Annotated in this window: 17 protein-coding genes; 10 read left to right on the top strand and 7 right to left on the bottom strand. The window is 26.4% G+C overall.

The genetic code is table 11. From position 1 onward, the window contains the following. Positions 1-201: 201 nt before the first annotated feature. Complete coding sequence (locus MarbSA_RS05965; RefSeq protein WP_221061159.1) at positions 202-2,754, top strand: DEAD/DEAH box helicase; 2,553 nt, start codon at positions 202-204, stop codon at positions 2,752-2,754. Positions 2,755-2,782: 28 nt separating this feature from the next. On the opposite strand, the gene MarbSA_RS05960 is transcribed toward MarbSA_RS05965, so the two are convergent. From MarbSA_RS05960 to MarbSA_RS05945, 4 genes are all read right to left on the bottom strand, one after another. Next, a complete protein-coding gene (locus MarbSA_RS05960) occupies positions 2,783-3,553 on the bottom strand; it encodes an AAA family ATPase (protein WP_221061158.1) in 771 nt (256 codons plus the stop codon). Positions 3,554-3,556: 3 nt separating this feature from the next. Continuing rightward, complete coding sequence (locus MarbSA_RS05955; protein WP_221061157.1) at positions 3,557-4,336, bottom strand: ParA family protein; 780 nt, start codon at positions 4,334-4,336, stop codon at positions 3,557-3,559. 722 nt (positions 4,337-5,058) lie between these two features. Beyond that, a complete protein-coding gene (locus MarbSA_RS05950) occupies positions 5,059-6,282 on the bottom strand; it encodes a bifunctional 5,6,7,8-tetrahydromethanopterin hydro-lyase/3-hexulose-6-phosphate synthase (RefSeq protein ID WP_221061156.1) in 1,224 nt (407 codons plus the stop codon). Between the two features lie 225 nt (positions 6,283-6,507). Then, positions 6,508-8,346: a threonine--tRNA ligase gene (locus MarbSA_RS05945; protein WP_221061155.1), complete on the bottom strand. Its 1,839-nt coding sequence runs from the start codon at positions 8,344-8,346 to the stop codon at positions 6,508-6,510. Between the two features lie 774 nt (positions 8,347-9,120). Between MarbSA_RS05945 and MarbSA_RS05940 the strand changes: the two genes are divergently transcribed. The 6 genes from MarbSA_RS05940 to argS all read left to right on the top strand — a co-directional run bounded on the left by MarbSA_RS05940 (position 9,121) and on the right by argS (position 17,449). After that, entirely contained in the window at positions 9,121-9,900 is a 780-nt protein-coding gene (locus MarbSA_RS05940) for a TrmB family transcriptional regulator (protein WP_042702674.1), read from the top strand. Between the two features lie 739 nt (positions 9,901-10,639). Beyond that, on the top strand, positions 10,640-11,947 hold the full coding sequence (hcp, locus tag MarbSA_RS05935) for a hydroxylamine reductase (protein WP_054834974.1): 1,308 nt from the start codon (positions 10,640-10,642) through the stop codon (positions 11,945-11,947). A gap of 178 nt (positions 11,948-12,125) precedes the next feature. After that, complete coding sequence (locus MarbSA_RS05930; RefSeq protein WP_054834973.1) at positions 12,126-12,452, top strand: cupin domain-containing protein; 327 nt, start codon at positions 12,126-12,128, stop codon at positions 12,450-12,452. 344 nt (positions 12,453-12,796) lie between these two features. Next, positions 12,797-14,452 carry a dihydroxy-acid dehydratase gene (gene ilvD / locus MarbSA_RS05925; RefSeq protein ID WP_221061154.1) on the top strand — a complete coding sequence of 552 codons (1,656 nt, stop codon included), beginning with the start codon at positions 12,797-12,799 and terminating at the stop codon, positions 14,450-14,452. Positions 14,453-14,761: 309 nt separating this feature from the next. Next, positions 14,762-15,184: a signal peptidase I gene (locus MarbSA_RS05920; RefSeq protein ID WP_221061153.1), complete on the top strand. Its 423-nt coding sequence runs from the start codon at positions 14,762-14,764 to the stop codon at positions 15,182-15,184. 459 nt (positions 15,185-15,643) lie between these two features. Continuing rightward, positions 15,644-17,449 (top strand): arginine--tRNA ligase, encoded by a 1,806-nt coding sequence (argS, locus tag MarbSA_RS05915; protein ID WP_054834972.1) that lies wholly within the window; start codon positions 15,644-15,646, stop codon positions 17,447-17,449. A 267-nt stretch (positions 17,450-17,716) separates the two neighbouring features. Here the strand turns inward: argS and argF are convergent, their stop codons facing one another. Next, the gene (argF, locus tag MarbSA_RS05910) at positions 17,717-18,619 is read right to left on the bottom strand and encodes an ornithine carbamoyltransferase (RefSeq protein ID WP_042702658.1); all 903 of its coding nucleotides are present in this window, start codon (positions 18,617-18,619) and stop codon (positions 17,717-17,719) included. 257 nt (positions 18,620-18,876) lie between these two features. After that, positions 18,877-20,190, bottom strand: coding sequence for a phosphoribosylamine--glycine ligase (gene purD, locus MarbSA_RS05905; RefSeq protein WP_054835881.1), 1,314 nt, complete (start codon positions 20,188-20,190; stop codon positions 18,877-18,879). 1,137 nt (positions 20,191-21,327) lie between these two features. Here purD and MarbSA_RS05900 point away from each other — a divergent pair. The 3 genes from MarbSA_RS05900 (at position 21,328) to surE (ending at position 24,717) form a co-directional block, all read left to right on the top strand. Beyond that, positions 21,328-23,112 carry an acetolactate synthase large subunit gene (locus MarbSA_RS05900; RefSeq protein ID WP_221061152.1) on the top strand — a complete coding sequence of 595 codons (1,785 nt, stop codon included), beginning with the start codon at positions 21,328-21,330 and terminating at the stop codon, positions 23,110-23,112. Next, positions 23,113-23,631 carry an acetolactate synthase small subunit gene (gene ilvN, locus MarbSA_RS05895; RefSeq protein ID WP_042702652.1) on the top strand — a complete coding sequence of 173 codons (519 nt, stop codon included), beginning with the start codon at positions 23,113-23,115 and terminating at the stop codon, positions 23,629-23,631. 309 nt (positions 23,632-23,940) lie between these two features. Beyond that, positions 23,941-24,717: a 5'/3'-nucleotidase SurE gene (gene surE / locus MarbSA_RS05890; RefSeq protein ID WP_042702649.1), complete on the top strand. Its 777-nt coding sequence runs from the start codon at positions 23,941-23,943 to the stop codon at positions 24,715-24,717. Between the two features lie 159 nt (positions 24,718-24,876). On the opposite strand, the gene MarbSA_RS05885 is transcribed toward surE, so the two are convergent. After that, the gene (locus tag MarbSA_RS05885) at positions 24,877-26,250 is read right to left on the bottom strand and encodes an MATE family efflux transporter (protein ID WP_432420124.1); all 1,374 of its coding nucleotides are present in this window, start codon (positions 26,248-26,250) and stop codon (positions 24,877-24,879) included. Between the last annotated feature and the right edge of the window lie 254 nt (positions 26,251-26,504).

Genomic DNA, 26,504 nt, shown 5'->3' with positions numbered 1-26,504 from the left:
TGTTTTGTCTTTATTATTTTTGAATTTATTTTATCTTTAATTTATTATTTTATTATTTTTTCTTTATCTTTTTTCTTATCTTTTTTCTTTATCTTTTTTATTTATTTTTTTCTCTTTATTTTTTCTTTTTATTCTTTTTATATATTACTTTTCATAATCTCTCTCACAACTTATTTAAAGATGTTTTACAATATAAATCACATGGAAAAATTTATTGAACATCCTTTTATAAAAGAAAATACTGCAGAAGCAAGGATATATCAACAAGTTCTAGCTGCTGATGTTCTTAAAAAAGGAAATACAATGATTGTTGCTCCAACTGCTTTGGGAAAAACTCTTGTAGCTGTATTAGTAGCTGCAGATAGACTTAAAAAAAATAAAGGTTCTAAAGTTCTTATTTTAGCTCCTAGTAAACCTTTAGCAATTCAACATGAAGAAAATTTTAGACATTTTCTTAATGTAAAAACTACTTCTATTACTGGGGCTACTAAACCAGATGAAAGAAAAAAAAGATGGGATGATTCTCAAATTATTTGTGCAACACCACAAACAATCGAATCAGATTTACTTAATGGAAGATATGATCTTGAAGATGTATCTCTTCTTGTTTTTGATGAATGTCATCATGCTGTAGGATCTTATGCTTATGTATATCTTGGACAAAGATATGTAAAAACAGCTAAAAATCATTTGATTCTAGGATTAACTGCTTCTCCTGGTTCTAATAAAGATAAAATTCGGCAAATATGTGAAAACCTTTTTATTGAAGATGTTGTTGTAAAAAATGAGGATGATGTGGATGTAAAACCTTATTTTAATCCTATTGAGATAGATTGGGTTAAAGTTAATATGAGCAAAGAGCTTGAAAAAATCAAAAATCACATTAATAAAGCTCTTAGGCATCGATTAAAAATGTTAAAAAATTTAAATGTTATTTCTACCATTTCTGTTAATAAAATTGATATCTTAAAAGCTCGAGGTAAAGTACAAAATCGAATTGCTAGAGCTACAAATCCTCCAAAAGAATGTTATCAAGCAATTTCAATTTTAAGTGCAGTTATTAATCTTCAACATGCTTTAGAACTTTTAGAAACTCAAGGTGTTTCAACTTTCAATAAATATGTTTCAAGGATAAGAAAAAAGAATACTAAGGCTGCTAAAGGACTTTTAATAGATGCTGATTTTTCTCAAGCTATTCTATTAAGTGAACAAGCTGAAAAAAATGGATGGGAACATCCTAAATTAAAAAAACTCATGGAAATATTAAAAGAAGAACTAAACATTGTTGATATTAAACAATCTAAACTAATAGAAAGCACTGATCAAGAAAACAATCTCTCTAAAACCAACAACTCTTCTAAAGATAATAATTCTTATAAAAATAATAGCTCTTCTAATATGAATAAAAATAAAAGAATCATCGTTTTCACACAATTCAGAGATACACTTGAAATGATCCAGAAGAAGTGTGAAAAAGAAGGTATTAATTCTGTTAAATTTTATGGTCAAGGATCAAGGGATGGAGAAAAAGGACTTACTCAGACAGAACAAAAGAATATTATTAAATCATTCAAAATTGGAACTTATGATGTTTTAATTTCAACTAGTGTTGCTGAAGAAGGAATTGATATTCCTTCTGTTGATTTAGTTGTTCTTTATGAACCTGTACCTTCGGAAGTTCGAATGATTCAAAGAAGAGGAAGAACTGGAAGGAAAAATACTGGTAATATGAAAGTTCTCATTGCTAAAGGTACTAGAGATGAAGGTTATTATTGGGCAAGTTTAAATAAAGAAAAACAAATGAAAAAACATTTAATAGATAAAGATTCTTTAAAAAATTTAAATAAAAACTCTTTCAATAAATCAAAACATGAAATAAATTCAAAAATAATTGGAAGAAAGGCAGAAATAGGCGTTATTTTAGACGATGACGGTATTTCAATAAATAATAACCATAATAATTATAATGGTAATATTAATAATATTAATAGCGATTTTGATAATAATTATGATAATTATAATAATTTTAATAATTCTAGTAAAATAATTAAGAATGATATCAACAATAATACTCAAAATAATAATATTCTTGTTTATGCAGATTCAAGAGAAGGAAACTCTAATGTACTTCGAGCTTTAGATACAATCAATGTCAATGTGAGAATCAAATCTATGGCTGCTGGTGATTATCAAATTAGTGATGATATTGCTATTGAAAGAAAAACAGCTAAAGATTTTATTGATTCTATCGTTGATAAAAGACTTTATAAACAAGCTAAATTAATGAAAGAAGAGTTTAAAAAACCAATTTTAATTTTAGAAGGAGATGATATATATTCTGGTTTTTTATCTCCTGATGCTATTAGAGGTTCTATTGCATCTATTGCAATAGACTTTGGAATTTCCATTATTCCAACTAGAAATCCTGAAGATACTGCAGCTATGATTAAAAGAATTGCTATTAGAGAGCAAAATCAAAATAATAATCCTATTCAAATCAGAACTGAAAGAAAACCCACTGAATTATGGGAACAACAGCTGTTTATTATTGAATCATTGCCTAATGTTGGTCCTGTTACAGCAAAAAAATTACTTGAAAAATTTTCAACAGTTCAAGCTGTAATTGATGCGTCTATTTCAGAACTTAAAGAAATTGATGGTATAGGATCTAAAACTGCTGAAAATATTAGAAAAGTTTTAGACTCTAAATATTTAAGCTTTAAAGATAATGATAAAGATAAAAAATTATTATAACTTATACCTTTTAATTTATAAAAAATTTTTAAATATCATCAAATAATTTCCATATTTCAGGATATTTTTCTGAAACAGCTTCATCTATTAATTTTGAGGCTTCTTTACTTATACTAAATTCTGGCTTAGTTTTCCTTAAATATCTAAATACTGCACTTGATTTAGCGGACCATAGAGTGATTCTAGGGTTTTTTTCAATTATTTCTTTTACTTCTTCTATACTATCTATTTCATAATCGCTTAATTGATTTTCCTCTTCAATTTCAGCTGTTTTTGAATCAATATCTTTATTTTGGATTTTATTTTCTTTTTCTTCAATCATATCTTCTTCAATATTTTTTCCAATTTCTTTCACTGTTATTTCTTTATTTTCCTCTATTTCCTCCTCATCTTTTTTACTTTCTTCTTTATCTTTCCTTTGTGCTGTTTCAATTAATTTTTTTTCTTTTTCATCTGCAATATCATTTGATGTTTCCTTTATTTCAGACCTTAAGGAGATTTCAGTTTCTGTTTCATTTAATTGTTTATTTTCATCATCATTAACTTTTATTTCTTGAGTTTTTTCCTCAATATTTTCTTCATCCTGTTCTTCATTATTTTCTTCAGTTATTTCTTCAAATTTTTCTTCAGTTTTTTCTTCAGTTTTTTTTTCTTCTTTTTCATCATCTGAGCTAGAAAGAATATCTTCCAATGTAATTGAAGAATTTTTATTTTTTTCATCTTCTTCATCGTCTATTTTTGGTATTAATGAGTCTAAACCTCTTCCCAATCCTCTTTTGTTTTTTTTATTATCTACCATTTTTTAACCCCCATCACTCTCTAAACTTAATATTTCTTTAGCTAATTTTAAATAAGATCTTGCACCTCTACTTTCTTCATCATATGCTATACAAGGCATACCATAACTTGGAGCTTCAGCTAAACGTATATTTCTTGAAATCACTGTTTTAAATATGTTTTCTTTATCTCCAAAATATTTTTTTAGCTCACTATATACTTCTTTTCCAAGTCGTGTTCTAGAGTCATATAATGTTAACACGATTCCTTTGATTGGTGAAGGACTTCTTAAACGTTCTTCTACAAGATTAATTGTATTTGTTAAATCAGCTAGCCCTTCCAATGCGAAGTATTCTGCTTGTATTGGTATTATTAAACTATCACTTGCTACAAGACCATTAATTGTTATCACTCCTAATGATGGAGGAAGGTCTATAATTATATAGTCAAAAATGTCTACTATTGGTGATAATAATTCTTTCAAAACTAAGTGATAATTATCTAGTTTGCTTAATTCAACTTCTACTCCACTTAGTGAAATATTACTGGGGAGGATGAATAAGTTTTCAACAATTGTTGGAATAATAGCTTTTTTCACACTTACCTGACCACTTATTGCTGCATAAACTGTATTTTTTAGCTCTTGTTTGTTTATTCCAAAACTTGTAGTTGCGTTTCCTTGTGGATCCATGTCAACAAGTAGCACTGATTTACCTAATGTTGCAAGTGATGCAGCCAAGTTAACTGCTGTGGTTGTTTTACCACAACCACCTTTTTGGTTTATTATTGCTATTGTTTCTCCCATTTTATCATTCCTTTATAATTTTTATATCAATTGATATTAATTTACTTAAGTTATATATTATCATTTATACTATATAAGTTTTAAATTAAAACTGAGTAGTTTTTATTTATAAGTTATAATTTATTTCTTATAAATTAATTTTTATAATTTTTAAGTTATTTTTTATAAGTTATAATTTATTCTATATAACTTATATGTTTTATTTTTTAAGTTATTTTTTATAAGTTTTAAATTATTATTTATATATTATATATTATAATTTATAACTAATTAGTTATTATTTATTTTTTATAAGTTATATTTTATTTCTTATAATTTATTTTTTATAAGTTTTAAATTAAAACTAATTAGTTTTTATTTATAATTAATAATTTATTTGATTTAACATATAACTTATATATTATTTATTATATCTTATTTATTATAATTTATTTGTTATATGTTATAACTTATATCTTGAAATTTATAACTTATTTTTTATAAATTAGTATAAATTTTTATAAAATCACCCAATATCTGATGATTCAAAGAAATAATTAAGAAAATAAAATAATACTAAGATATTAACTAGAATAGAACAATACAATTTGAATAAAACTAGAATAATAAATAAAACATTAAATAAAGTATAATGGAGATGAAATATAAGAAATAAAAAAATAAAAACTAAAATAAAAAACTAAAATAAAAATAATAGTTAAGATAATAATGATAAATCATTATTATACTTGTTCGTCCTCATCAAGAGCTAATCTCATATTGTCAGGATCTTGAGGTAAGTGAGCTAAGAAATCTTCTGCAGATCTTCTAACATCCCTTGAACCAATTATATATCTTCCAACAACAATTATGTCTGCTCCAGATTCAATAGCTTCATCAACTTTTTCAGGAGTTATTCCACCAGCAACAGCAACTAGACCATCACCAATTAATTTTTTAATTTCTTTGATATTACCCCATTCAGTCATGTCACTAGTATCTTGACCTTTTTCAGCCATTGAAGTTTCAAGATCAACATTTCTATGTAATAAAACAATGTTTGGTTTAAGATTATCTTGTAGTTTATTAATTTTTTCTTTAAAGTTATCAACATTCATCATATCAAGGATTGAATATATTCCTTGTTTTTGAGCTTCATGAATAGCTTTTTCAATGGATTCAATTGTTCCAAGTCCAGAAATAGCTACTGCATCAGCTGTTTCATCAGCTGCCATTTTAATCTCAACACGACCAACATCTAAAGTTTTTAAATCAGCAATAATGAATGCATCAGGTCTAAGTTTTCTTATTTTACTTACTACTCCAACACCAAACTTCTTAATCAGTGGTGTTCCAGCTTCAAGTAATATTCTTTCTCTATCTGGAACTGCAGAGATAATTTTTTCCATTGCATCGAGATTATCGAGATCAAGTGCAACTTGAACATAAGGAGGAGACCATAGTCTTGTAACTTTGAATCCCATAATAGGGTGTGTTCCTCTGTCTTTTTCAGCTAATACTTTATTAATTCCTGGATAATCAGACATTGCTCTTCTAATAGCTAATTTAGTAGCTCCATAATTGTATTGATATATTTTTCTGTAATCTTCAGCATCAGGATGTATAAATACACTTACCATAATTACAATGTCTTCTGCAATATCTTTTGGAATAAGACCTTCTTCAACTGCATCAGCAACAGCTCTTCCAACAGCAGTTTGTGCAGGTCCAAATATTTTACTTGCATCATCTAAATCACCAACAGTAACTTTTGGAATTATTAAAGTTGCTGGTTTAGTCATTAAATTCGGTCTTATAACAGATAATAGAGGTGTGTGTCCAATAGATAATTGTGTCATTCCATTTGCAAATGCAGTTCCTGCAGGACCTTCTTTATCTCCAATTATTAAATCAACATGAGCTAATTCGTTTCCATCCCCAACAAGGGCTTCTCCTATTTTATACATCAATATGTCTCCAAAATTTTAAATAAATTTTAAATAAGTTTAATTTTTATAAATAGAATATTTATAATCAGAATATTTATAAATAAGTTTAATTTTTATATATTAAATATTTGTTTTTAATTAATATAATATTTCCTATAAACAATTTCCTATAAAATATTTTCTAAATTTAATAATAGAATGATTAATAGCTATAATGATAAACATATTCTATTTAAACACATTCTATTTAAAGTTGATTCTTTCAGATAAGTTTCTTGGAATAGGTAACTTTCTGAAAGGTTTTTCCATTGTTTTAGATAAAATTTGATAAATAACTTCATCAAGCTCTATATCACAGTTATTTTTTGTTTCTCGAATAGTCACATTGAAAACATTTGTTTCTACTTCTTTATCACCAATGACAATTGTATATGGAACCCAATCAGTAGCTGCATTTCTTATTTTCTTTCCAACACGTTCATCCCTATCATCAACATCTACTCTAATGTTATTAAATGCTATTTCATCTGCAACTTGATTAGCATACTCTAAATGCTTTTCTCCAACAGGTATCACTCTAACTTGAATTGGTGATAACCATACTGGTAACATTGGAGGCTTTTCATTTATTTCAATGGCTGTTTTTTCAAGCAAACTACATATAACCCTTTCAATACTTCCAGTAGGACTGCAATGAAGAATAATAGGATAATCTTCTTTTTCATTTTCATTTAAATAGCTAATATCAAATCTTTTTCCACTTTCAACATCAATTTGGACTGTGGGATTTTCAATAGGTCTACCAAGATAATCCATAGCTGCAAAATCCATTTTACAAACCCAATAATGTTTTCTTTCTGGTAATATCTCTAATATAACTGGTTTATTAAGTTTTTTAGCAGTTTCATACATCCAATCTTGATTTTCTTCATAAAAATCTTTTGTAGCTCTAAAAATTACTTCATAATTCACTTCAAAATCTTTTCCAGTTTGGATACACATATCAACCTGATTTTCAAATTCTATTAATGATTGACTCATATCAGCACATATTGAATGCATATCAGGCATTGTGAATCCTCTAAGCCTTTTTAAACCTACTACTTCTCCTCTTTTTTCAAATCTAAAACTATAAGTGGATAGCTCATATACTCTTGCTGGTAAGTTTTTCCAAGTTAAAAATGAATCAGCTAAAACTCTAAATGCCCCAAAACAACATGCAAACCTTAACATTAATTCTTTTTTGGTTTGGATTTTATATTGTCTTTCTCCAAATTTCTCTGCATGTTCTCTTATTGCATCATTAGCTAAATCATACATTACTGGGGTTTCAATAGGCATCGCACCTCTTTCTACTACAAGATCATATACATAATCAGATAACAAATCTCTGATAACTCTTCCTTTAGGATACCACTTTAAATGCCCAATATCAGCTGCACTTTCATAATCAGCTAATTCTTTTTCTTTCATTAATCTAACATGTGGAGGTTCAACATCTTTGCTTTTACCAGTCCCAAGTTCATACTTAGCTAATTTTTCTAAATCAGACTTTTTTTCATATTTATATTTTTCAGCGTCTTCTAAAATACTATCTTCTAATATATAAAATTTAGAAGGTTCTGATTCTTCTTCACCAATTCCATCAGCTGAAATATCAACAGCATCTATAGATCTTGAAAGTTCTGATAATGGATGACCTTTACATGATATTTCGAAGGATTTGTACCATCCAAATGGAACTCTTGAAACTTCAAAACCACGGACAGATAATTCTTTTTCTGCCATTTTTAATATTTCAATAGCTATTTTTGGAGAACTGAGTGAAGATGATAGATGGGCATAAGGATATAATACAATTCTTTCTGCATTGACTTGATCATTAGTTGATTTTATCTCGTTTATTAAATTATTCACAACTCCTGCTGGGTTTTTCTCATCTACTTTTTCAACAGCTGTAAATACAACTAAAGCTTCGTTAAAAACACCTTCTTCTTTATCTTTTTCTATTTCTTCAGCTATTGGAGTCTTATTTTTTGTTTTATACTTTAAATAATCAGAGTGTATTAGTAATACTTGCATTAAATCACCTAATTAAGATATTATTGGGAAAATTTTAATAATAAACTAAATAATATATTAATAAATAGTTCTTATAATAATAAATATTTCTTATAAAAAATTAATAGTCCTTATAAAAAAACTTATAAATAATTTTTATAAAGACTAATAGATAGTTTTTAAATAAAATTATAAATTTATATTTTATTTTATATAAACTATATTTACTTTTATTTTAACTATTTTTCATATTTTTAATGTATAATATTTAATATTTTTATTCATATTAATATTTCATTATAATATAAAAGCATATTTTATTATCATATAAAAACAGCTAATAAAATTTTTTAATAGATAATAAAACTTTTTCATTTTCTATAATTAATTTTTTAGATTTTAATAGTTGAATATTTAATTAAATATGATATATTCTATTAGAATTATTGACTATCACAAATTATTATACAAAATATTGATTATAAAATCAATACTGATTATAAAATTATTATAAAAGATTAATATAAAAAGTATAATTATACAGATTATAAAAATATAATTATATAAAAAATTATTAACTATTAAATTAGTAATATTATATAATGTTGTTATATAATGTTTTTATTTATTCCAATTATTAAATATTTATTTATAAATCAGTTTTATAATTTTTGAAACAATGGATTTTTACTTGTAATTTATTAAATAGATGGTTTAAAATAACATAATGACAATAAATATGAAAAAATGAGAATAAATAATAGGATAGCAATATTATAAACGTTAAGGGATAATATGAAAAATAAAACTATTAGTTCACTTAAAATGTTTGGCTTATCTACTTATGAGTCTATGGTATATTTATCAATGACTTATATGATTTCTGGAACAGCAACTGAAATTAGCCTTAATTCTAATGTTCCAAGAACCAAAATTTATGATGTGCTAAAATCATTATCAAACAAAGGATTTATCGAGATTGAACGGGGAAGACCATTAAAATATCATATTGTACCCCCTTCAGATGTTTTTCGTAGATATAAACAAAAATTACTAGATGAACTTGAAGAAACCGAAATGAATCTTAGTTATGCTTATGAAAGTCAGCTTTCTAAAATACCAGCACCAATTTGGCTAATTCATGGTACTGATAGAATTATTAAAAAAGAACTTGAGATTATTTCAAGAGCTAAATCTACAGTTTCTATCCGTATGGGCTTTTTATTTGAAGGAGAGTCAAAATTTTTAAAAGATAAATTCAAAAGTCTTTTAAAAAAGGGAATTGAAATAAACATTTTAGCTGCTGAGTACTGTTATATTGATGATAAAAAAATCGATGTTTTAGCTGAATTTCAAGATTGTGGTGTTAATATTTTAAAAGCAGATATTCCTTTTGTTAAATTAATCATTAGGGATGGTACTGAGATGATTCATATTTTTTCTAAATTTTCTGGTAAAAAGAAGAATGTTGTATCTAGTTCTGCTATTGGAGTGTGGAATCAATATGAAGATATAGCTAAAAATTATGACGATCGCTTTTTTAATATATTAAATAAAAAAATGAAAAAGAATTAATAACATTTTTTATCATTGAAAATATCTTTATTTTCTTAATTCAAATATCTTTTTAATCTTTTTTATATTATATACTTTAAAGAATTAATCTAATTAGACATAGGTTTCAACTGTAACATTTGTAAAAAACAATTTTTTTTAGAGAGTAAACTCTTCTTAAATAATATAAATAATAGATAAATTATATTAAATATTGAATATATGTATTATCAGTTTTTTTAGAATATAATTATTATCCTTAACCAGTTTAATTAAACTATCAGTTAAAATTTATAATTTAAACTAATCCATAATTTAAATTAAAAATTTCAGCTGCATTATAATTATCATTAATTTTGTAACATTTTACCCATAAAAAGTTACAAAAATTATATATAGAATTTTAAACAATATTAGTAGTAGGGATAAATTTCAGTAAAAACACGAGACTGTTAAAATTCAATATAGTATTTAAAAAATAAAATAACATTTTAGATATCTAAATTTTATATTATAATTTTAGATATGTTTCAAATATATAATCTTAATTATATAGTTTAAATATATAATTTATCTAAAGATATATAAAATATCTAAATTTATTAGGTTAAAAATGTTATTTTTTATAAAAAATAGATTATACTCAATTTCAGAAATTTAAACAGTAGTTTACATAAATCCCAGATTAATGAGCTATAGAAATTAAAAAATTAAATTGTGAAATTGAAGCAAAAGCTCAAATTTTTAAGGAGGAAAAATTATGGCATATAAACCACTTGATATGTTTTGTTACCAATGTTCTCAAACAGCCAAAGGAACTGGTTGTGATGTAAGAGGAGTTTGTGGAAAAGTTCCAACAGTAGCTAGGTTACAAGATAACCTTATTTTTTCCATAAAAGGAATCAGTGCATATAATTATCAAGCAAATGAATTAGGATATAAAGATGAGAGTATTGATGAATTTTTAACTAAAGGAATGTATAGTACTCTTACAAATGTAAACTTTGATGTTGAAGATTTAATCAAGTTAGGTCTTGATGCTGGTGAAGCTAATATAAAAGTAATGAGACTGCTTAAAAAAGCTCATATTGAAACCTATGGAGAACCAGAACCACAAGTTGTTGAAGTTGGATCTAAAAAAGGACCTGGTATTTTAGTCACTGGACATGACATGAAAGCTATTGAAGAACTTTTAAAACAGACTGAAGGAACTGGAATCAATGTTTATACTCATAGTGAAATGCTTCCAGCACATGGATATCCTGAACTTAAAAAATATAAACATTTAGCTGGTCAACTTGGAGGACCATGGTTTGATCAAAAGAAAACCTTTTCAAAGTATAATGTAGCTATTTTAGCCACTTCTAATTGTGTTTTACTACCAAAAGATGATTATAGTGATCGTATTTTCACTAGTGGTGTAGCTAAATTACCTGGAATCATGCAAATTGAAAATTATGACTTTACTCCAGTTATTAATAAAGCTCTTGAACTTGGAGATCTTGAAGAAGAAGAAAATAAACCAACCGTAACTACTGGATTTGGTGTATCAACTATTCTTTCATTGGCTGATAAAATTAAGGAACTTGTTGAAGCTGGAAAAATTAGAAGATTCTTCTTAGTAGGAGGATGTGACAGCCCACTTCCACAAGCTAGATACTACAGAGAGTTTGTAGAAAAACTACCTGAAGATACTGTAGTATTAACTCTTGCATGTGGTAAATATAGATTCAATGATTTAGATCTTGGTGATATTGAAGGTGTTCCACGTATTATAGATGTTGGGCAATGTAATGATGCTATTGTGGCTGTTGATGTAGCTCTTGCACTATCTGACTTGTTTGATCTAGAATTAAATGATCTTCCTTTAACAATTGTCTTAAGTTGGATGGAACAAAAGGCAGTAGCTATATTCTGGAGTTTGCTATATTTAAATAAAAAAGACATGCTTTTAGGTCCAATTTTACCTGCATGGGTAAATGATGATATAGCTGATTTCTTAGTTAATAATTACAATTTAACACCAATCGGAGATCCAGAAGAAGATATTAAAAGAATATTAGGTTAATTAAGTAGTTTGATGATATTTATATTTAGATTTAATTTATAGAGTTTATATTTAATTTATAGATTTTATTAGATTAAATGTATAAATTTAGTTAGAATTAAATATCATATAAACAATAATTCTTAATATTATAAACTAATAATTTTTAATATTTTTTATATTTTTGAGGTGTTAAAGTATGGAAGACATAAAAAGTAAGCCGATTAAGATAGATAGCTTAGCAGAATATCAGGATGAATCTGTTGTAAGTCGTGAAATTATCAAAAAAGAAGTTGGGACTGTAACAATTTTTGCTTTTGATAAAGGACAAGGATTAAGTGAGCATAGTGCTCCTTTTGATGCAATGGTTCAAATTGTAGATGGTGTCGCTGAGATAACAATTTCTGGAAATAAAAACATTGTTAAAAAAGGTGAACTTATTATAATGCCTGCAAATGAACCTCATGCTTTATTTGCAAATGAACCATTTAAAATGGTTTTAACAATGATAAAATCAGAAAAATAATTTTTTTATTAGTTTTTTATTAACTTTATATTTAATTTTTTAGCTATATTTTTATTATTTTTTATATTTATCTAATTATTTAATATTTATTCTACTTATTTAATACTTATTCTAATTATTTATACTTATTTCTTTTATTTTACACTTCTTTTAATTATTTATATTTATTTTAGTTATTTTTATACTCATTTTATTTATTCTATTAAAAAATATTTATAATATTAAAAAATCTATTTATCATAAAAATTATATATAATATATATTAAATCTCATATTAAATTTCATTATAATAAATTTCATAATAAATTTTAATAATTTTAATAATTTATATTCAATGTGGTTAGATGAAAAGCGATAGTATAAAAAAAGGAATTGAAAGAGCCCCACATAGATCTCTTCTTCGAGCTTGTGGCCTTAAAGATGATGATTTTGAAAAACCATTTATTGGAATAGCTAATAGTTTCACTGATATTGTTCCAGGTCATATTCACTTAAAAGAATTAGTTGAAGAAGTAAAAAAGGGAATTATTGATGCTGGTGGTGTTCCTTTTGAATTTAATACAATGGCTATTTGTGATGGAATAGCTATGAATCATGAAGGAATGAAATATTCTCTTCCTTCTCGTGAAATAGTAGCTAATACTGTTGAAAGTGTAGCTATGGGCCATAGTCTTGATGGGCTTGTTCTTATTCCAAGTTGTGATAAAGTTGTTCCTGGAATGTTAATGGCTGCTTTAAGATTAGATATTCCTTCTATTGTCGTGACTGGTGGGCCTATGGTTCCAGGAAAATTTAAGGGAGAAAATGCAGATTTAATCACTGTTTATGAAGCTGTTGGAGAAGTATCTAATGGTGAAATGAGTGAAGATGAGCTATATGAACTTGAATGTAGTGCTTGTCCTGGTGCTGGTTCTTGTTCAGGATTGTTCACTGCTAATACTATGGCTTGTGTAACAGAAACTCTTGGTATGAGTTTACCTATGTGTGCTACAACTCTTGCCCTTGATGAAAATAAGTTAAAAATAGCTAAAAATTCTGGTAAACGTATTGTTGAAATGATAAATGAAAATTTAACTCCTTCTAAGATCGTTACACAGGAATCTTTTGAAAATGCCTTAGCTATCGATATGGCTTTAGGTGGATCAAGTAATACTGCTTTACATATTCCTGCAATAGCTAGCGAATTTGAAGATAGGGGTATTCAAGTTGATCTTGAATTATTTGATAAAGTAAGTAAGTTTGTTCCACATATTGCTTCTATGAGCCCTGCTGGTAAAGATACAATGTTAGATCTTCATGAAGCAGGAGGAATTCCTGGTGTTTTAAAAACTATTGAAAGCAAAATACACACGGATTCAATTACTTGTAATGGTAAAACTATAAAAGAAAATATTGAAAACGTGGAAGTTAAAAATACTGGTGTAATAAGGCCAATTAAAAATCCTGTTCATGATGAAGGAGGAATAGCTATTTTAAAGGGTAACTTAGCTCCTAATGGTTCAGTTATAAAACAAGCTGCTGTTGAAGATGACATGATGTATCATAAAGGTCCTGCAAAGGTTTTCAATAGTGAAGAGGAATCAGTTGAAGCAATTTTCAATGGAAAGATCGTTGAAGGAGACATTGTTGTTATACGTTGTGAAGGTCCTAGGGGTGGTCCTGGAATGAGAGAAATGCTTAATCCAACTTCTGCTATAATGGGTCTTGGAATAAAGAATGTTGCTCTTATTACTGATGGTAGATTTTCAGGAGGAACTCGTGGACCTTGTGTAGGTCATGTTTCTCCAGAAGCTATGAGTGGTGGACCTATTGGTGGATTAATCGATGGAGATTTAATCGAAATAGATATTAAAAATAGGAAGATTAATGTAGATTTATCAGATGATGAAATTAAAGAAAGAATAGCTAATTCAAACCTTCCAAAAAGGAAAATTAAAGGTTGGTTAAATATATATCAAAAATCTGTTAGTTCTGCTGATAAAGGTGCTATTTTAAGATAGGATTACAATTTATTAATTAATTTATTTACTAATTTATTTACTAATTTATTTAATAATTTATTAATTATTTATTTTTAATTTGAATTATCGATATAAATTATAAATATAATTATCAATTTAAATTATTAATTCAAATTTTTTTATTTATATTTTTATTTTAGCTCTCTATTTCATTTTAGTTCTTATTTTCTTTTTTATATATTTTTCATATTATAACAAAAATTAGTAAATTGTTTATATAACATGAAGTCAATATTTATTGTTAGTATAAAAAATTTCATTTTATTAAATTAAAATTATGGTGCTTTAATGTCAACAAAAAGAGAGATAGCTGTTTATGCATTAATAATTATTGTTGGTTTATTAATTGCTCAACATATGAATGTAGTTGTTTCGGGAAGTATGGAGCCTGTTTTTTTCAGGGGAGACATTGTGGTAGTTGAAAAAGCTGATTTCCTTGGTTTCCATGAATTTGACCCAAACAATGCAGAAGTGGGGGATATAGTTGTATATAATGCTAAATGGTTCCCAAATCCAGTTATTCATAGAATTATAAATGAAACATATGTTAATGGCAGCAAGTATTATGTAATAAAGGGGGACAATAATAATGTTCCAGACCCTTACCTCGTCTCGCCATCTCAGATAACTGAACGAGTAGTGACGATTGGAGAACAACCGTTTATAATTCCTAAAATTGGCTATATAACGATATGGCTTAAAGGTCTATGATTTAGTTAAAGTTTAGCTAATAATTAGTATTAAGTATTATTTAGGTTATGTAATTATTTAGTTGTCTTATAATTAGAATTATAACTCAATTATTTATTACTTTAATTGTTGTTTTATATAGTTAATTATTAAATCTAATGATTATTAAATTCTCTAATTATTAAATTTTAGGATTATTATAATTTTTAATGATTATTATAATAATTATCTATAGTTTTTAACTATATTGGTCTGATTAAGATTATTTAATTAATAGTCTTTTTATTTAAGATATCTCTTATTAAATACTTCTTTAAATATTTTTTATTTAAGATGATCTTTATTTAATAGATATTCTTACTAATTTTTATCATAACATTAATTTAATATTAATTATATATTCTATTATCATTATATTTTATTATCATATATTTTATTATTTTACACTCTATTTTTATTATTATTTTACACGGTGAAGATATGTACTTTGAAATTAAAAATAATGCATTAAAATCTTTAAAGAATACTCTTAAAAAATTAAATTATCAAATTCCAGAAGATATTAAGCTTGAATTTCCACCAAACCCAAAAATGGGAGATTTAGCCACTACTGTATCATTTCAATTAGCTAAAGATTTAAAAATGTCTCCAATGGATATTACTTCTAATATTATGGAAAATATTGAAATTTCAGATCTTTTTAAAAAAGTAGAAGCTAAAGGCCCTTATATAAACTTTTTTATTAATTATGAAACATTTTCAAGAAGGCTACTTGAAACTGTTGGAGATGATTATGGAAAGCTTCCACCTACCAATAAAAAGATTGTTTTAGAGCATACTTCGGCAAACCCTAATGGTCCTCTTCACATAGGTCATATTAGAAATGCTATTATTGGTGATTCTTTAAAAAGGCTTCTTAAAACAGCAGGATATGATGTTGATACTCAGTACTATGTTAATGATATGGGCCGTCAAATAGCTATGATTGTTTTTGGAATGGAAAAATTAGGTTTAAGTATTGATGAAGACCTTTCTAAAAAATATAATGATACTTTAAATGATAGAAAATCAATGGCTAGCTTAAACAATAGTTTAAATAACTTGAATACTAAATTAGATAATAAAATTGATCATCAAATTGGTCAGCTTTATTTTAAAGTTAATGAATATATTAATGTTAATGAAGATAAGAAAATAGAGGTTGATAATCTTATTAAAGCTTATGAAGGAGGATTGAACAAAGATCTCGATAAAGTATTTGAAAAAGCTGTGAATGATTGTTTAATTGGAGTGAAACAAACTTTAAATAGTTTAAACATTGTTCATGATGATTTTGTCTGGGAAGGTCAATTTGTTAGAAATGGAGATGTTGATGAAGTTGTCAATGGATTAATAGCTAGTGGTCATACAAAAGAAAATGAAGTTTTATGTTTAGACCTTGAAGATTTTGGAATAGAAAAAGAACTTGTTCTTAGAAGGTCTGATGGAACATCACTCTATTCAACTAGAGATCTTGCATATCATAAATGGAAATCAGAACATGGAGATACAGTTCTTGATATTTTAGGTTCTGATCATAAGTTAGCTATTAAACAAGTTAGTATAGCTTTAAATCTGCTTAATGAGAAAGCTCCTGAAGTTATATTTTATGAGTTTATAACTCTTCCAGAGGGGTCAATGTCTACAAGAAGAGGAATATTTATTTCTGTTGATGAATTAGTAAATGAAGCAATAAGCAGGGCAAAAATAGAAGTTGAATCACGACGCACAGATATTGATAAAAATGAAATTAATAAAATTTCTAAAGAAATAGGTATTGGGGCTATAAGATATTTTATTTCAAGATTATCTCCAGAAAAACATATTACTTTTAAATGGGATGAAGCTCTTAGCTTTGAAAGAGGTTGTGCTTCAATTCAATATGCTCATGCACGTGCCTGTAAATTACTTGAAAAGTGTGGACATTTCAATCTAGAAGAAGAGCAATTAAACATTGATTTTGATAAAATTGAGGATAAATGGGTTCCAAATGAAATTGAAATGGATTTAATTAGATCAATAGCTAAGTTTCCAATTGTAATTGAGGAATCAGCTAATATTATGAGAGTACATCCAATTGCTCAATATGTTCAAGAACTTGCTGGTGCTTTTAATAAGTTTTATAAGTCAGAACAAGTTATTGGCTGTGAAATTGAATCAGCTAGGCTTTTATTAGTTGATAAAGCTAGAATAACAATTAAAAATAGTTTAAATTTGTTAGGTATAGCTTCTCCAATTAAAATGTAATCAATATATTATTTTTTATTTATTTCATATATTTATTAAAAAATTTAAAATTATGTAAAATAAGAAATATGATCTATTAAAACTAAATTTAAAGATAGTATAGTTATTAAAAAATAATTAAAAAACAAAATTTTCATTAGGAGAACTATAAACTAGGGGAACTATAGTCTACATTATGATAAAAAATTATCTATACTATGATAATATTCTAAATAACATTAAAATTAATTAAAAATTAATAGAAGTTTATATAAACATATTTTTATTCTATTTTAAAAAATAGTAAAGTACAGCTTTTTGAGCATGTAGTCTGTTTTCTGCTTGGTCAATTACTGCTGATTGTGGTCCATCGATGACTTCACCACTTACTTCTTCTCCTCTAATAGCAGGTAAACAATGCATAAATATTGCGTCTTGGTTAGCTAATTCCATAAGTTTTTGGTTAACTTGATATTTTTTCAAGGCTTTCTTTCTTTTTCCTTGCTCTTTTTCATCACCCATGCTAACCCAAACATCAGTATATACTACAGTTGCATTTTTTACAGCAACTTCAACATCATTTGTAATTACAACATAAGAATTATTTTCTTTAGCTATTTTATTAGCTTTTTTAATAATATCCTCATTAGGTTCATATCCTTCTGGACAAGCTACAGCTATATTCATACCAATACATGCACATATAAGGAGTAGGGAGTTACAAACATTGTTTCCATCACCAACATATGTAAATTTACCATTAAAATCTTTAAAATATTCTTTAACAGTTAAAATATCTGCAAGGGCCTGGCAGGGATGTTCAAGATTTGTAAGACCACTTATTATTGGAACATCAGATTCTTTTGAGAATTCTACAACGTCCTCATGTTCAAGAGCTCTTATCATAATTCCGTGCACATATCTACTTAAAACTTTAGCTGTATCTGCTATTGGTTCTCCTCTACCCATTTGAATATCGTTGTTGGATAAAAAGATAGCATTACCTCCTAATTCATTCATTCCAACTTCAAAAGAAACTCTAGTTCTCGTAGAGGATTTTTGGAATATCATTGCTAGTGTTTTATCTTCAAGAGGCTTTTCATTGATTTTACCCTCTTTAAATTTTGTAGCTAATTCTAGTATTTCAGGAATTTCATCTTTTATGTCACAAATTGATAAGAGACTTCTCATTCTATCCACCTAAGGATTAAATTATATAATAATGTTTGTATATATTATCTTTGTTTATAGTATTATAGATTTTAAATTATTTTATAAGTTATCTTATATGTTTCTCTTAATATTTAATTATAGTAGTTATACTAGTTAATTCTAGTAATATATTATTTAATTATATTAATATAATCTAGCTAATTATAATAGTATAGTATTTAATTATTGTAATATAATAATTAATTATAGTAATAATTTATAACTATTAACAGTTTTTATTTACGAATTTCTTTCATATGATCTATTCTTTGTTGTATTAACTCTTCTGTTCCAATGTCTTTTCTGTGATATAAGTTTCCTTTCACATATTCACAAGCTTTTTCAGCTATTGATTCACTCTTATCAATTGAATCAGCTATTCCAACAATTCCAAGAGCTCTTGATGATGAAGTGTATATTTTACCATCTTCTTTTTGATTAACAGCTGCATAAAATACTTTTGCACCGATGGATTCAATCTTTTCTTCATCTACAACTATTTCTTCATTGGCATATTTAGTTTCTGGGTAACCATCTGGAACTATATACTTACAAACAGAAGATAAAGGTTCAAATTCAACATTTTGAAGGTTTCCATCAACTATAGATTTACAAACTTCAATCATTGGAGTTTTCATCAATGGAAGAACATTCATAGCTTCTGGATCTCCAAATCTTGCATTGTATTCAATCAATCGAGGTCCATTTGATGTAAGCATAAATTGTCCATAAAGAATACCTTTATAAGGGCTTGCTTCTTTTGCTACTGCATGGATTGTTTTTTCCATTATTTTGACTGCTTCATCATAATCTTCTTCTTTTAAAAATGGAAGTAACCCATCTTTATTGGAATATGATCCCATTCCTCCAGTTATAGGTCCTTTTCCACCTTCAAATGCATATGGATGATCTTGTGCTGCTGGCATTGGTGCTAAGCTTTTTCCATCTGAAAATGCTTGAATTGTAAATTCTTCTCCAATAAGTCTTTCTTCAATAATAACTTGAGGAAAACCTCCCATTTTATTATCCATAACTTCTTTAGCATATTCTTTCGCTTCTTGGTTATCTTTTAAATGTTCACCAACAATTTTTACTCCTTTTCCACCAGTTAAACCGACTGGCTTTATAACTGCATCTCTATCAAAGTCATCAAGGAAATTTTCTATATCTTTAAAATTATCAAATACTTTATAAATTAGTGATCCTTCAATATCGTATTTTTCAAAGAGGTTTCTCATAAAAGACTTATCTGTTTCAATCTTAGCTGCTTCTATATTAGGTCCAACACATTTAATTCCATTTTTTTCTAATTCATCTACAATGCCTTTTCCAAGTGGAGCTTCTGGCCCTATAACTGCAATATCAATTTTATTATCAACTGCATATTTAGCTACAGATTGGATATCTCCCTCATCACCTTGTTTGAATTTAGCTATTTTAGCTATTCCTGGATTTTTATTAGACATATATGAGTATAATTCACAATCATCTTTCAATGATTCACAAATAGCATTTTCTCTTGCACCAGTACCAACAACTAAGACTTTCATTTAAATCACTATTATTCCTTATAAATCAATCTTTTTATTCTAAATTTTATTATTATAATCTTAATAATCATATTAATAATAAATGTTATTATATAATATTGTAACTATATTTATTTGATTATATTAATTGATAATTAATTATTAGCTATATTGACTGTATTAGTTATATTAGCAGTGATTAACTATATTATTCATATCTGTCATATTTAAGATAATATATTTTTATTAGAGCTTTTAACCTATTAAACATTATTGATATAAACACTGTCATAAATATTACAGATATTATCATATTATTATTCTATATTACATACTATTCTATATTACAATATAAATATTAAATTATATATTGATTCTCTATATGTTGTTTCTTTATATATTATTTTTATATGTTATTTTGTTATTATGAATATTTTAGATTTTTTTAGATTTTTGTGTTATTTACTATAGATTGTAATATCTTTTAATCTTTCAATTTTTTATTTTTAATTTTTCATTTTATTTTTAATTTTATCTTATTTTATTTTACTTTTTTATCATATTTACCTAATTTTGATTTAGTAGATAATTTTTTTAGTATAATGATTTTTAAATATTTATAGGATGTTATTAGATATAAAAAATAGTAATATATTGTTATAAGCTTGTCTATTATAGATTTATAGTAATATATTATATATTATTATTTTTCTATTGTATACTTTATAATTGGTAGTAATTTTACAAAATGATAGTAATAATATGACTTAACTATATAATAATATAAACTCAAAAGTAATAAAAATAATAATATAAATAATAAATTTAAAAATATAAATACTAAATTATACTAATAATTAAAATATATTTTAATAGGTTAATAATCTTAAATTAATAATCTAAATATATAATTAAAACACATTATCAAAATACATTATTAAATCATATTATTAAATTATATTATTAAGTACATTAATTAAGTATATTTTAATAAAATATAATAATTCTTAATAATATATGATATTTAATAAATAAACTTTAATAAACAATTTTTTATAGATTGTTTTTTATAGATAATTTTTAGTATGTAATATTTTATAGATAATATTTAATAGAAATATTTTAATTAGATAGTATGTTAATATTTATGGTGTTGAAATGAAAGGTGGAGAAGCTATAATAAAAGCTCTTATTGAACAAGGTGCAGATACAGTCTTCGGATATCCAGGAGGTCAAGTACTTCCTTTATATGACATGATTTATAACTCTGATTTAAATCATGTATTGGTGAGACATGAACAATCTGCATCTCATGCTGCAGATGGATTTGCAAGGGCTAGTGGAAAAGTAGGAGTTTGTATAGCTACTTCTGGCCCAGGAGCTACTAATCTTGTAACTGGAATTGCTACGGCTTATATGGATTCATCTCCTGTTGTTGCAATTACTGGACAAGTTCCAACTCATTTAATTGGTAATGATGCATTTCAAGAGGTTGATATGCTTGGAATAGCCATGCCTATAACAAAACATTCATTTCAACCTAAGAATAGTACTGACATTCCTGCTATTATTAATTCAAGCTTTGAAATAGCTAAAAGTGGCCGCCCTGGTCCTGTTGTTATAGATGTTCCTAAAAATGTTCAAGAACAAGATTTAGACGAGGATATTTCTAATTTAGATAATTTTTCAAAATTAAGTTTTAATACACCAGGTTATAATCCTACAATTAAAGGAAACCCCCGACAAGTTAAAAAAGCTTCTAAGATAATTGCTAAATCGTCTAAACCAATAATATTAGCTGGTGGAGGAGTAATAATTTCTGAAGCTTCAAAAGAATTAAAAGAATTTTCAGAACTTATTCAAGCTCCTGTTACTACAACTCTCCTCGGTAAAGGTTCTTTTCCAGAAGATAGCGATGCATATCTTGGAATGTTAGGGATGCATGGAAGAAAAGTAGCTAATTTGTCTCTTGATGAGAGTGATTGTCTAATTGCTATTGGATGTAGGTTTTCAGATAGAACTACTGGAAATATAGCTGATTTTGCAAGAAATTCAAAAGTTATTCATATTGATATTGATCCTGCTGAAATTGGAAAAAATGTTGAAGTTGATGTCCCAATTGTTGGAGATGCTAAAAATATATTAAATAGCTTAATAACTAATATAAAATCTTTAAACCTTAAAAAAATTAATGAAAATTCAACTGAATGGTATAATGATACATTAATGTTTAAAAAGAGTTGTATTCCTAGAGTTACTTATAATGAAACACCTCTTAAACCACAACAAGTTATAAAAGAGATAAGCAATGCTTTAGATAATGATTCAATTATAACAACCGATGTTGGGCAACATCAAATGTGGGCAGCTCACTTTTTTAATACAATGAAACCTAGAAAGTTTATTAGTTCTGGTGGTCTTGGAACTATGGGATTCGGTTTCCCTTCAGCTATTGGAGCTAAGGTAGCTATGCCTAAAAATGATGTTTTAGCTGTTACTGGAGATGGGGGATTTTTAATGGTTTGTCAAGATTTAGCTACTGTTAAAGACTATGATATTCCTATTATTATATGTTTATTTAATAATAGAAAGCTTGGAATGGTTTACCAATGGCAAAATCTCTTTTATGAAAATAGACTTTCCCACACTGATCTTGGTCAAACTCCTGACTTTTTAAAACTTTCTGAGTCCTTTGGAGTAAATGCAGAAAGGATTACTAAAGTAGGAGAAACTGAAAAAGCTATAAAAGCAGCAAAAAAAGATGGAGAAGCTATATTGTTGGATATTGTAATTGATAAAGATGAAGAATTACCTATGGTCCCTCCAGGCTGTGGAATTACAGATATCCTTGGAGAATATAAGATTGAAAATGATATTACTGGCATTAGTGGTGGCCATAGTGATACAAATGATACTATAGCTAATAAAAAGGATGGTGATTAGATGGATTCTAACAAAAAACAAAATAATGAATTAAAAAGCCATGTAATCAGTACATTAGTAGAAAACAAGCCAGGTGTTCTACAAAAAGTTTCAAGTCTTTTTACAAGAAGGGGATTTAATATTGAAAGTATTACTGTTGGTGAATCTGAGACTAAAGGATTAGCTGCTATGGTTATAATTTCTAAAGGTGATGAGAAAGTCCTTGAACAGATTACAAAACAATTAAATAAGTTGATAGATGTTGTAAAAGTAGTTGATTTGGATCCTAATAATTCTGTAAAAAGAGAGTTAGCTCTTATAAAAGTTAAAACTAATAATGAACAAGCAAGATCTGAAATTATACAACATGCTAATATTTTCAGAGGAAAAATTATTGATATGGGGCCATCAACTCTAACAATTGAAATAACTGGAGATCCTAATAAGATCAATGCTTTAATTTCTCTATTAACAAACTTCGGAATTAAAAAAATTGTTAGAACTGGGCCAACAGCTATTGCTCGTGAAACTATTTTATAAGTAATTTTTTTCTAGTTTCTATTCTTTATTTAAATTTCTATTTTTTATTTTTATATTTATATTTTATCTTTAAAATTTATTCTTTATTTTAAATTAAAACAGTTATATTCTCTATTTAAAATTTTATTTTTATTTCTCATTTTCTTTGTTTTTTGAATAATTTAATGAGAGTTTTTTTATTTTGAGCTTAAACTTATAATATATTTTGAACTTAAAATAAAAATACCAAAATACCAAAATACTAAAATACTAAAATACTAAAATATTAAAATACTAAATTATTTTAATAATAAACTACAACATATTATCATGAAGATTTTAATTAGTAATGATGATGGAATTAACTCCTCTGGGATTTTAGCTGCTAAAGAAGCGGTTGATGAATTAGGGCATGTTACAGTTGTGGCACCATCTTCTCAACAGAGTGGAATAGGTAGGGCTTTAACTCTTTTTGAACCTTTAAGAATAAGTGGAGTACAATTAAAAGATGGCAGTCGTGGATTTTCAGTTTCTGGAACTCCGACTGATGCTGTTACTTTAGGGATCTTTGAATTAATGGAAGAACAGCCTACTTTAGCTATATCTGGTATTAACACGGGTGAAAATATTGGAAAAGGTGAACTTACAACATCTGGAACTATGGGTGCAGCTATGGAAGCTGCTTCTTATGGTATACCTACAATAGCTGCTTCTCTTCAAGTTTCTAGAGGAGATATTAAGTTTGAAGATGGACATGTTGATATTGATTACTCTTTTGCAAAAGAAATTTTAAATAAAGTTGCTAAAAAGGTTGTAGATAAGGGGTTGCCTGAAGGTGTTGATTTATTAAACCTTAATATTCCTTCAAATCCTAAAAGCGATGAAATAGCTATTACTTCTTTAGGAAATAGGATGTATAATCCTCACATTGAGATGCGTTTTGATCCTCGTGGAAAACCATATTATTGGATTGATGGTACTCCATTTAATGGTGATGTTGAAGGAACTGATGGATATGCTCTTAAAACTCTTAAAATACCTACTTTAACCCCACTTTCTATGGATTTTACTTCTAATTTAAATTCTTTATCTAATTGGTTTGATTAAACCAATTAGTTTTAACAATCATTTTATTTTTATTTATAATAATTTTATTTATAATAATAGTTCTATTATTTTTATTTTTAATAACTGTTTTATTATTTTTATTCTTAATAATCACTTTATTATTTTTATTTAGTATTATTTCTATTTTTAGTTCTTGTTTCAATCGATATATACCTTTTTTACCTCTCTAAGATAAATTTTAGTGTATATATAGCTAACTAAATAACCTACTAATCCTCCTAATGAAAGACCCCACCAAATACCCGCAGTTCCCATATTTAATACAAATGCAAATATATACATGAAAATAATTTCAAAAACCAATGCTCTTTGAATTGTAAGAGTTAAGGATATAAATGCTTTTCCAAGTCCTTGAAATGTAGATGATGATAGTATTCCTAATGGAAGTGCTATACAAAATATAGATAATATTCTTAAAAAGTCACTAATTGCAGGTATTAAATTTGTTTCAGAATAACTAAATATCATAGCAATTTGTGGGGCAAATACGAATATTATAATACTACTTACTATTGAAATAGATAATCCAAATTTTACAGAGTAATTATAAGTAGTTATCAACTTTTTAAATTTTCTAGCACCATATGCTGCACCTACTACAGTTAATGTAGCAGTTCCAAGTCCCATATGTGGAATCATTGCCAAATTGACTATTCTCCATCCTGCAGTGTATACAGCAACACCCAATGGCCCTGCAATAAATGAGAGCATAAAATTTATTACTAATGAAACTATTGAGAATATTATTATTTCTGATGTTGCAGGAATAGCTATAAATACTATTTCTTTAATAATTCCAAGGTCAAAATTAAAACTTTCTTTTGATAGATTTAAGTAAGTATCTTTTTTTATAATTAACCAATAGAATATTATAAATGAGGATATAAAAGATGATAATAACGTAGCATAAGCTGCTCCAGCTAATCCTAAATTAAGGATATAAATGAAGATTGGGTCTATTATTATATTTAAAACAGCTGTTATAACCATAACATTCATGGCCCTGTTTACATCTCCTTCTGATCTAAGGATACTAGCTCCAACTGATGAAAATAATAAAACAATTAGTCCTGCTAATATTACTCTAGCATATTCTGCTGTAAGACTAGCTACAGATGCAGCACCCATTAAAAGAAGGATATCATTTAAAAAGAATATGAGTATTATAGGCGCGATAATAGATATTATTAATGTTATTAAAAGACCATGAATGGCTGTATTATCTGCTTTTTTCTTATCTTTAGCACCAATAGATCTAGCAATTAGTGAATTGGCACCTGCTCCAATACCATTTCCAAGTCCGATTATTATTAAAAATATTGGCATGAAAAATCCTAATGCTGCTAAAGATTCTGTTCCAAGTCCAGCTACCCAGATAGTGTCAGCTAAGTTATATGCAAATGTAACAAGCATTGATACCATTATAGGCCAGGATAACTTTCTTATAGCCTTTTTAGGATCTCCTGTGATTATTGATATATTATTTTTATTATTTTCTTTTCTTTCTTCAATTTCATTACTCATTAATTTCACTTTTTTGCTTTAATTCTTCATAATTTGTTTAATAGACTATTTTTAATTATTAATAATTGATTTATTGAGATTATAATTAAATAATTATTATTAAATAAATTTAAAATAGGATTTTAAATTCTATATTAAATCATCATAACATTTTATAATCATTTTATAAAATTATTATAAAACTACTAATTATTATAAAACTATTATAAAACTGCTATAAAATTATTATAAAGTTATTATAA

The sequence above is a fragment of the Methanobrevibacter arboriphilus genome, assembly GCF_019669925.1.
GTDB lineage: Archaea > Methanobacteriota > Methanobacteria > Methanobacteriales > Methanobacteriaceae > Methanobinarius > Methanobinarius arboriphilus_A.
The sequence above is the reverse complement of the archived record's forward strand: the minus strand, read 5'-3'. Positions and strand labels throughout refer to the sequence as shown.